The organism is Aeromonas sp. HMWF015 (genome assembly GCF_963878965.1).
Lineage (GTDB): Bacteria > Pseudomonadota > Gammaproteobacteria > Enterobacterales > Aeromonadaceae > Aeromonas > Aeromonas veronii.
Genome location: NZ_CAWNZT010000368.1, coordinates 1 through 8034 on the forward strand (window position 1 = coordinate 1; position 8034 = coordinate 8034).

Below are 8034 nucleotides of genomic sequence, written 5' to 3' on the forward strand. Positions count from 1 at the left end.
ACCCGCACCTTGGCCGGGCCACCCAGCTCGCGACTGATGTTCTCCTCCAGATAGGGGTACGGCTTGGCCTCGTTGAAGCCATGCTGCACCGCCTCGCTCTGGGTATAGATATCGGTACCGGTCGTCACATAGACCAGCGCCTCGGCATCTTCACTCAGCGCCAGTTGTTCGGTGTTGACCGGAAAGATCAGCTTGACCTGATTGGCCAGCAAGTGACTGATCTGCTTGACGGTCGGCGCCAGCAGATAGTTGTAGAAGGTGACGTAGGAGACCGCTTGATAGACCACCAGGACGGCGGCCAGAAACCAGAGCATGCGGGAAAACATGCTGCCGACCTTTTTCATGCACCGTCACCATCTGGCACGAACACATACCCCAGACCCCAGACGGTCTGCAGATAGCGGGGCTGGGCCGGATCCTGTTCCAGCAGGCGGCGCAGGCGAGAGACCTGCACGTCGATGCTGCGCTCGGTGGCGGTGTATTCGCGGCCACGGGCCAGATTCATCAGCTTGTCGCGGGAGAGCGGCTCGCGCGGATGGCTGACCAGCACCTTGAGCACCGCAAACTCACCGCTGGTGAGCGCCATCGGCTCACCATCCCGGCTCAGCTCGCGGGTAGCCAGATTGAGCTGGAAAGCCCCGAAGTTGACCACCTTCTCTGCAGCAGAAGGAGCCCCCGGCAACTCGACGGTGTGGCGACGCAGCACGGCACGGATCCGCGCCAACAGCTCGCGGGGATTGAACGGCTTGGGCAGATAGTCATCGGCCCCCATCTCGAGCCCGACGATGCGATCCACTTCATCCCCCTTGGCGGTGAGCATCAGCACCGGGATCTGGTTGCCCGCTTCGCGCAGACGACGGCAGATGGAAAGCCCATCCTCCCCCGGCAACATCAGGTCTAGCACCATCAGGCTGAAGTTTTCACGAGTCAGCAAGCGATCGGCCTGTTCGCCATTGGCCACGCCGCGCACCACGAATCCCTGCTCGGTGAGATAGCGTTCCAACAGGGAACGTAATTTCAGGTCATCGTCCACGACCAGGACCTTGTATTGCTGCTGACTCATTGCTTTGCCTCTTCATTCTTTAGCTGCCCCCAATACTAGGGGGGGATATAGCGGGAGCAAAGCACAAATATGTTACCGGTTATTACCCATCCCGAGAGCGTGACGGCCATCAAGTCACAGCGCTGGTCAGCAACTCCCTGAATGGCGCCAGCCGAACCATCACGATTTCCCTCGACAGCAAGAGGACAAAAGCTAATATTCCCGAGCAGTTAGCGATGAATACCCCTCTTTGACCAGGTCCGCATCACCATGAAAACAAAGCTGATCACCCGCGAAGGCTACAACAAGCTGAAAGAAGAGCTCGATTTCCTCTGGCGTCAAGAGCGCCCCGAGGTCACCAGGAAGGTGGCATGGGCCGCCAGTCTGGGGGATCGCAGCGAAAATGCCGACTACCAGTACAACAAGAAGCGGCTGCGGGAGATCGACCGGCGGGTGCGCTACCTGCGCAAATGTCTCGAAGAGCTGGGGATCGTCGACTATGCCCCCGCGCAGGAGGGCAAGGTGTTCTTCGGTGCCTGGGTCGAGGTGGAAAACGAAGAGGGCGAGACCAAACGCTTTCGCATCGTCGGCTATGACGAGATCTTCGAGCGCAAGGATTACATCTCCATCGACTCCCCCATGGCCCGCGCCCTGCTCAAGAAAGAGGTCGGGGATGAAGCCATCGTCCGTACGCCAGTGGGTGACGTCTGCTGGTATATCAACGAGATCAGCTACCCCAAATAGCCGGACTGCTGGCGAACTGCTTGCCACAGCCACAACCTGAGTCACAGGTGCAGCGGCAAGAGATAAGCGCCCTCCCCTGCGACTTTATCAGTCTGACTGGTGCAGACCCCGGCGCAGGGTGGCATCCCGCTACACGACCCCATATAGTGCTCACACTTGGCGCCTGATGGCGCGGACTCGACCACAGAGGCCCTCAACAACATCATGATGCAAACCATAGAGAGACAGATTGCCGGTGAGCTCAATGCTCGCCCGGAACAGGTGCAGGCCGCGGTGCGCCTGCTGGATGAAGGCTCGACCGTGCCCTTTATCGCCCGTTACCGTAAAGAGGTGACCGGCGGTCTGGACGACAGCCAACTGCGTACTCTGGAGAGCCGCCTCGGCTATCTGCGTGAGCTGGAAGATCGCCGTCAGGTGATCATTCGTTCCATCGAGGAGCAGGGCAAGCTGACCCCCGAGCTGATGCGCGAATTGAATGGCGCCGACAGCAAGACTCGGCTGGAAGACCTCTACCTCCCCTACAAGCCCAAGCGCCGCACCAAGGGGCAGATGGCGATCGAAGCCGGGCTGGAGCCGCTGGCCAACCTGCTACTCACCGACCCGATGCAGGATCCCGAACAGGCTGCCACCGCCTTCCTCAATGCCGAACTGGGCATTGCCGACAGCAAGGCTGCCCTCGACGGAGCCCGCTATATCCTGATGGAACGCTTCGCCGAACAGGCCGACCTGCTGGAGAAGCTGCGCGACTATCTGTGGCAAAACGCCACCCTGCGCGCCCGCGTGGTGGCAGGCAAGGAGCAGGAGGGGGCCAAGTTCAAGGATTACTTCGAACACGACGAACCTCTGCACAAGGCCCCCTCCCACCGGGTGCTGGCCATGCTGCGCGGCCGCAACGAAGGGATCCTCAATCTGGCGCTGGTCACCGGTGAGGATGAGGGTGCCAGCCCCTGCGAAGGGATCATTGCCCACCACCTCAAGCTCAATCTGCAGAACCGCCCGGCCGACAAATGGTTGCAAGGGGTGGTGAGCTGGACCTGGAAGATCAAGCTCTCCCTGCAGATGGAAACCGAGCTAATCGGCCGCATCCGTGAATCAGCCGAAGACGAGGCGATCAAGGTGTTCGCCATGAACCTCAAGGATCTGCTGATGGCGGCCCCGGCGGGCATGCGCTGCACCATGGGGCTGGATCCGGGCATCCGAACCGGGGTCAAGGTTGCCGTGGTGGATGCCACCGGCAAGCTGGTCGATCACGCCACCATCTATCCGTTCGAACCGAAACGACAGATTGATCAGAGCCTCAAGACCCTGAGCGAGCTGTGCCAGAAACACAAGGTCGAGCTCCTCAGTATCGGCAACGGCACCGCCTCGCGGGAGACTGACCGGCTGGTGAGCGATCTGTTCGAGCGCTACCCCGCCGCCAAGGCGCAGAAGATAGTAGTCAGCGAAGCGGGGGCCTCGGTCTACTCCGCCTCCGAGCTCGCCTCCCAGGAGTTCCCGGATCTCGACGTCTCGATCCGTGGCGCCGTCTCCATCGCCCGCCGCCTGCAAGACCCACTGGCCGAGCTGGTCAAGATCGATCCCAAGAGCATCGGGGTGGGCCAGTATCAGCACGACGTCGGCCAGAGCCAGCTGGCCCGCCGGCTGGATGCGGTGGTCGAGGATTGCGTGAATGCGGTCGGTGTGGATGTGAATACCGCCTCGGTCGCCCTGCTCAACCGGGTTTCCGGCCTCTCCCAGACGTTGGCCCAGAACATCGTCGCCTACCGGGATGAGCACGGCGCCTTCAAGAGCCGTCAGCAGTTGCTGAAAGTAAGCCGACTCGGCCCCAAAGCCTTCGAACAGTGCGCCGGCTTCCTGCGCATTCGCGGCGGCAGCAATCCCCTCGACAGCTCGGCGGTGCACCCGGAGTCCTATCCGGTGGTTGAGCGGATCCTCGCCAAGCTGGAGCAGACCGTGGAGAGCCTGCTCGGCAACAGCAGCCTGCTGCGCAGCCTGAAACCGGACGATTACACCGATGAGCAATTCGGTGTGCCTACCGTCACCGACATCATCGGCGAGCTGGACAAACCGGGCCGCGACCCGCGCCCCGAGTTCAAAACCGCGACCTTCAAGGAAGGGGTGGAGCAGATCAGCGACCTGGTGCCAGAGATGGTACTGGAAGGGGTGGTCACCAACGTCACCAACTTCGGCGCCTTCGTCGATATCGGTGTTCATCAGGATGGTCTGGTGCATATCTCCTCCCTGACCGACCGTTTCATCAAGGATCCCCGTGAGGTGGTCAAAGCGGGCGATATTGTGCGGGTCAAGGTGCTGGAAGTGGACGCTCCGCGCAAGCGGATCAGTCTGATCATGCGTCTCGACGAAAAGGCAGGGCAACCCGCCCGCAAGCCGGCTGAAGCGCGCAACAGCAGTGCTGGCAACACCAAACCAAGAAATGAGCCGCGCCAAAACGCCCCAATGGGTGGTGCTATGGGCAACGCCTTCGCGGCAGCGCTTTCCAAAGCGAAAAAGTAATGACACCGTCCGGAACGCCTCTGAATGCAAAAAGCCCCGCAAGGGGCTTTTTTACACGCAAAGCTCAGAATCACTGCGCCAGGGCAGCAAGAATGCTCTCGGGCTCTCCATGCTGGGCCAGCACCTCCCGCAGTCGGTTGAATGCCTTGCAGGCCTCTTGCGGATACTTGCCGTAAGAGACGACGCCGGTGTGGCTCCAGCCAGCCGCCAGCATCACTTTCTTCTTGAAACTGGTTCCTTCAGTTCCCCCTCCCCCGAGCTGCATCAGAAACTGCTCCATCTGCAGGTGGGGGGGCGGTACACGGGAGAAGGTGGTGAAATCTTCCGCTTTGACTTCATCGAAATGCATGACAGCTCCTGTGAAATTGGAATGGGCCTGATCTTCAGGTTAGTTGCAAAACAGGCAAAGCAGCTGAAAGTTTGGCGAGGGTGATTCAGATATGCAGACTGAGGGACTGGGTCGAGGCCGGGCTGACAGCCTGTTGATAGTGGCCCGCGATGACGCTGTTGCGCTTGTCCATATAGGCACTCAGCACGCCGCCCGATTTTGCGCTCTGCTCGGCCATCAGCTCTTTGCGCGCCTTGGCTTCACTGGCGGCGGCGCTGCGCGCGACGGCCAAATCCTGCGCAGAAGGCTCGGCAGGCGCCAGCGCTGCAGAGCGGATCTGCTGCATCTTGGCGATGGTAGCGGCAGGGTCACCGGGTACGACACTGGTATCGATCTGGACTTCGCCACCCGTCGCATAACGCTTGCCATCCGGCCCTTGCGTAAACTGATAGGTGGGTGAGCTAGCGTACTCTCCACCCGCAGACTGGTGAGCCTGCTCATGAGTACGCACCTCCTTGTCACGCTCGACAAGATCCTGAACCTGCTGCTCTTGCCGCTGTTGCTGCTCCTGCTGTTTGGGATCTTGCTGCTTGCGCTGCCCATCCTCACCAGTTGCCTCAACAAAGCGATTGTCTGGCAGTGTCGTCGGGGCTAATTGCCCGGTTTCACGGCTGTTCTGGGAGCTCTGATTGCTGGAGGCCTGACCGGCTTTGGATTTCTCTTTCTGGGAGCCGACTTCGGATTCGGCAACGGAGGCTTGGCCCGCTCGGGCCTGCGGGATCAGTTCTGCCCGGCGATTATCCGTCCTCGCCGCTTCCACCTGGGGTTGCAGCTGTGTCGGGATAAGAGGGGGCAGACTGACATTGATGTTCATCTCACACCCGGATGTCGATCAGGGTTCCCATCATGTCGCTGGCGGTCTGCACTACCTTGGCGGAAGCACCAGCCTGCTGCTCGGCCACCTTGAGGTTGGCAAGCTCATCGGTCACTTGCACCTGATCCCCGCTGGGGGTGTTGAGGCGGGCGATCTGATTGGATGCCTTGTCGGCAATCTGCTCAGCTCGCTGAAATCCCTGTACCCCGCTGTTGAAAGCAGAATCAATACGCATGGTGTTACTCCTCTGGTCACAGCTTAATTATCCGCCAGACCAGAGGATTAATGAAGCTTGCAGGCTGTTTTTTAGCCAACAAAATCTCGAACGATTTCAACGAATTCGTCAGGATGGGAGATAAAAGGCGCGTGTGAGGCCTTGTTGAGGGTCACACTGCGGCTGGCTGGGTAGAGATCATCCAGCAGGGGAATGGCCGCCTTGGGTACCAATGAATCCAGTCGGCCATAGATCCGCAACCAGGGCAGATCCAGCTCCCGCAGCGGTTCGCGCAGGTCAACGTCGGCCAACAGCGTCAGTCCGGCCTCGAGTGCGGCAAACTGGGGTGCCGGGCGCTCGGCCAGCCAGTGGCGCAACTGACGGATATCGTCCCGGGCATGTTCACTGCCCATTGCCTGGATCGCCAGAAAGCGCTCTATGGTCTGGCGAAAATCTCCCGCCAACATCTGATTGAAGCCGGTCAGTACCTTGGGGGCAATTCCGGGCCACTCGTCCCGCGCCATAAAGCAGGGAGAGCTGGCTACCGTGATCAGGGAGTGCAACCGATCGGGATGAGTCAGCGCCAGCTGGCTTGCTACCAGACCACCGAGGGACCAGCCAAGCAGATGGCACTTCTGCGGCAAGATGGCAGCCACCTGCTCGGCAAGCCAGGGCTGGCTATAATCCACCTCGTCTGCCAGCGGGCTGTTACCAAAGCCGGGCAAGTCCACCAGATGAACCCGATAGTGGGGCGCCAACTGTTGGGCTATGCCATGCCAGACCGCACCGTTCATCCCCCATCCGTGCAACAGCACCAGATCGGGCCCCTGGCCAAAGCGCTCTACCGATATGCTCATCTAGACTCAAGATCCCTGTTCATGCTCTTGGGGTCAGCATGTTAAAGCGACTGCTCGCTAAAGCAAGCCCGCTGCTCGGCAGCCACGGTGACTGGCAAGGGAGTTGCCTGCTCTGTCATCAACCTTGCGACAACGAGCCCCTGCTATGCAGCTGGTGTCGGCAGGCGCTGCACCAGTCACAGCCAAGATGCCGCCTCTGCGCCGCACCGCTGACAGACTATATAGAAGAGAGCATACCGGTCTGTGGTCGCTGCCAGCGCAGACCTCCCCCCTGGGAGCGGTTGCAGGTGATTGGCGACTACCAAACCCCCTATCCCATGCTGATCCCCCGGCTCAAATATTCCGGCCAGATCCTGCTGGCGCCGCTACTGGCACGCCTCTTGGCCGATCATCTGGATGGCCGCGAGCCGCCGGAGGCGATCATTCCGGTTCCCCTGCACTGGTGGCGGCAGTGGCGGCGCGGGTTCAATCAGGCGGAGGAGATCGCGCAAGCCCTTGGCGAGTTCACCGACATTCTCTGCGACAACACCCTATTACAGCGCATCAAGGCGACCCCGCAGCAAACAACCCTGAGCGCCGGGCAACGCCGGCGCAATCTGCGCGGGGCATTCCGGATCCGCCCCCACCACTATCGCCATGTCGCCCTGCTCGATGACGTCGTGACCACAGGCGCCACCGCCGGGCAGCTCAGCCGTTTGCTCCATGAGAGCGGCATCACAAAGGTAGAAGTGTGGGCAATCTGTCGTACCCTGCGGCACAGCAAGTAGCCATCGGCATGCTACCCAAGCATTAATAACCGCGTTATCATGAATACCCTAGTCGTACACTCAGGTTTATGAGGATAGTGATGATCAGCATTTCCGACGCCGCCCAGGCCCATTTCCGTAAACTGCTGGAAAAACAGCCTGATGGCACCAATATCCGGGTGTTTGTGGTCAATCCGGGAACCCAGAATGCCGAGTGTGGCGTATCGTATTGCCCGCCCGATGCCGTGGACCCGGAAGATCAACACCTGCCCTTCAGCGGCTTCGACTGCATGGTCGATCCCCTGAGCGCCCCCTTCCTGGTGGATGCCACCATCGACTTCGTGACCGATCAGATGGGCTCCCAGCTCACCCTGAAAGCACCGAACGCCAAGATGCGTAAAGTGGCCGATGACGCGCCGCTAATCGAGCGCATCGAGTACGTGTTGATGTCCGAAGTGAACCCCATGCTGGCCGGTCACGGTGGCAAGGTCACCCTGGTCGAGCTGACTGAAGACAAACTGGCCATCCTGCAGTTTGGCGGCGGTTGCAACGGTTGCTCCATGGTCGATTACACCCTGAAAGAGGGGATCGAGAAGCAGCTGTTGGAGAAGTTCCCGGGTGAGCTCAACGGCGTGAAAGACGCCACCGAGCACCAGCGCGGCGACCACTCTTACTACTGATTTGCAGCCCTTGCAGCAAAGAAAAGGCCCCGCCA

General features: G+C 60.4%; 9 protein-coding genes and 1 pseudogene. 4 read left to right on the plus strand and 6 right to left on the minus strand.

Translation table 11 applies throughout. The features are described from left to right. Both AACS18_RS18680 and ompR read right to left on the minus strand, forming a co-directional pair. Positions 1 to 344, minus strand: a pseudogene (locus tag AACS18_RS18680) (two-component system sensor histidine kinase EnvZ); the annotation flags it as partial. Next, a complete protein-coding gene (gene ompR / locus AACS18_RS18685; RefSeq protein WP_005340625.1) occupies positions 341 to 1063 on the minus strand; it encodes an osmolarity response regulator transcription factor OmpR in 723 nt (240 codons plus the stop codon). The pseudogene AACS18_RS18680 and the gene ompR, both read right to left, overlap by 4 nt. Positions 1064 to 1312: 249 nt before the next feature. Here ompR and greB point away from each other — a divergent pair, with 249 nt between their 5' ends. Then, positions 1313 to 1786 carry a transcription elongation factor GreB gene (gene greB, locus AACS18_RS18690; RefSeq protein WP_005355349.1) on the plus strand — a complete coding sequence of 158 codons (474 nt, stop codon included), beginning with the start codon at positions 1313 to 1315 and terminating at the stop codon, positions 1784 to 1786. A 204-nt stretch (positions 1787 to 1990) separates the two neighbouring features. Continuing rightward, positions 1991 to 4300, plus strand: a complete 2310-nt coding sequence (locus AACS18_RS18695) for a Tex family protein (RefSeq protein WP_108613019.1) — start codon at positions 1991 to 1993, stop codon at positions 4298 to 4300. A 70-nt stretch (positions 4301 to 4370) separates the two neighbouring features. Here the strand turns inward: AACS18_RS18695 and AACS18_RS18700 are convergent, their stop codons facing one another. The 4 genes from AACS18_RS18700 to bioH all read right to left on the minus strand — a co-directional run bounded on the left by AACS18_RS18700 (position 4371) and on the right by bioH (position 6573). Further along, positions 4371 to 4649 (minus strand): hypothetical protein, encoded by a 279-nt coding sequence (locus AACS18_RS18700; RefSeq protein ID WP_005340630.1) that lies wholly within the window; start codon positions 4647 to 4649, stop codon positions 4371 to 4373. An 85-nt stretch (positions 4650 to 4734) separates the two neighbouring features. Continuing rightward, positions 4735 to 5502, minus strand: a complete 768-nt coding sequence (locus AACS18_RS18705; protein ID WP_058056364.1) for a putative metalloprotease CJM1_0395 family protein — start codon at positions 5500 to 5502, stop codon at positions 4735 to 4737. A gap of 1 nt (position 5503) precedes the next feature. Further along, positions 5504 to 5737 carry a flagellar basal body rod C-terminal domain-containing protein gene (locus AACS18_RS18710; RefSeq protein WP_108613008.1) on the minus strand — a complete coding sequence of 78 codons (234 nt, stop codon included), beginning with the start codon at positions 5735 to 5737 and terminating at the stop codon, positions 5504 to 5506. Between the two features lie 71 nt (positions 5738 to 5808). Next, positions 5809 to 6573 carry a pimeloyl-ACP methyl ester esterase BioH gene (bioH, locus tag AACS18_RS18715; RefSeq protein WP_108613009.1) on the minus strand — a complete coding sequence of 255 codons (765 nt, stop codon included), beginning with the start codon at positions 6571 to 6573 and terminating at the stop codon, positions 5809 to 5811. A gap of 38 nt (positions 6574 to 6611) precedes the next feature. Here bioH and AACS18_RS18720 point away from each other — a divergent pair, with 38 nt between their 5' ends. Both AACS18_RS18720 and nfuA read left to right on the plus strand, forming a co-directional pair. After that, positions 6612 to 7340 carry a ComF family protein gene (locus AACS18_RS18720; RefSeq protein ID WP_108613010.1) on the plus strand — a complete coding sequence of 243 codons (729 nt, stop codon included), beginning with the start codon at positions 6612 to 6614 and terminating at the stop codon, positions 7338 to 7340. 80 nt (positions 7341 to 7420) lie between these two features. Beyond that, entirely contained in the window at positions 7421 to 7999 is a 579-nt protein-coding gene (gene nfuA, locus AACS18_RS18725; protein WP_005340636.1) for a Fe-S biogenesis protein NfuA, read from the plus strand. Positions 8000 to 8034: the final 35 nt, after the last annotated feature.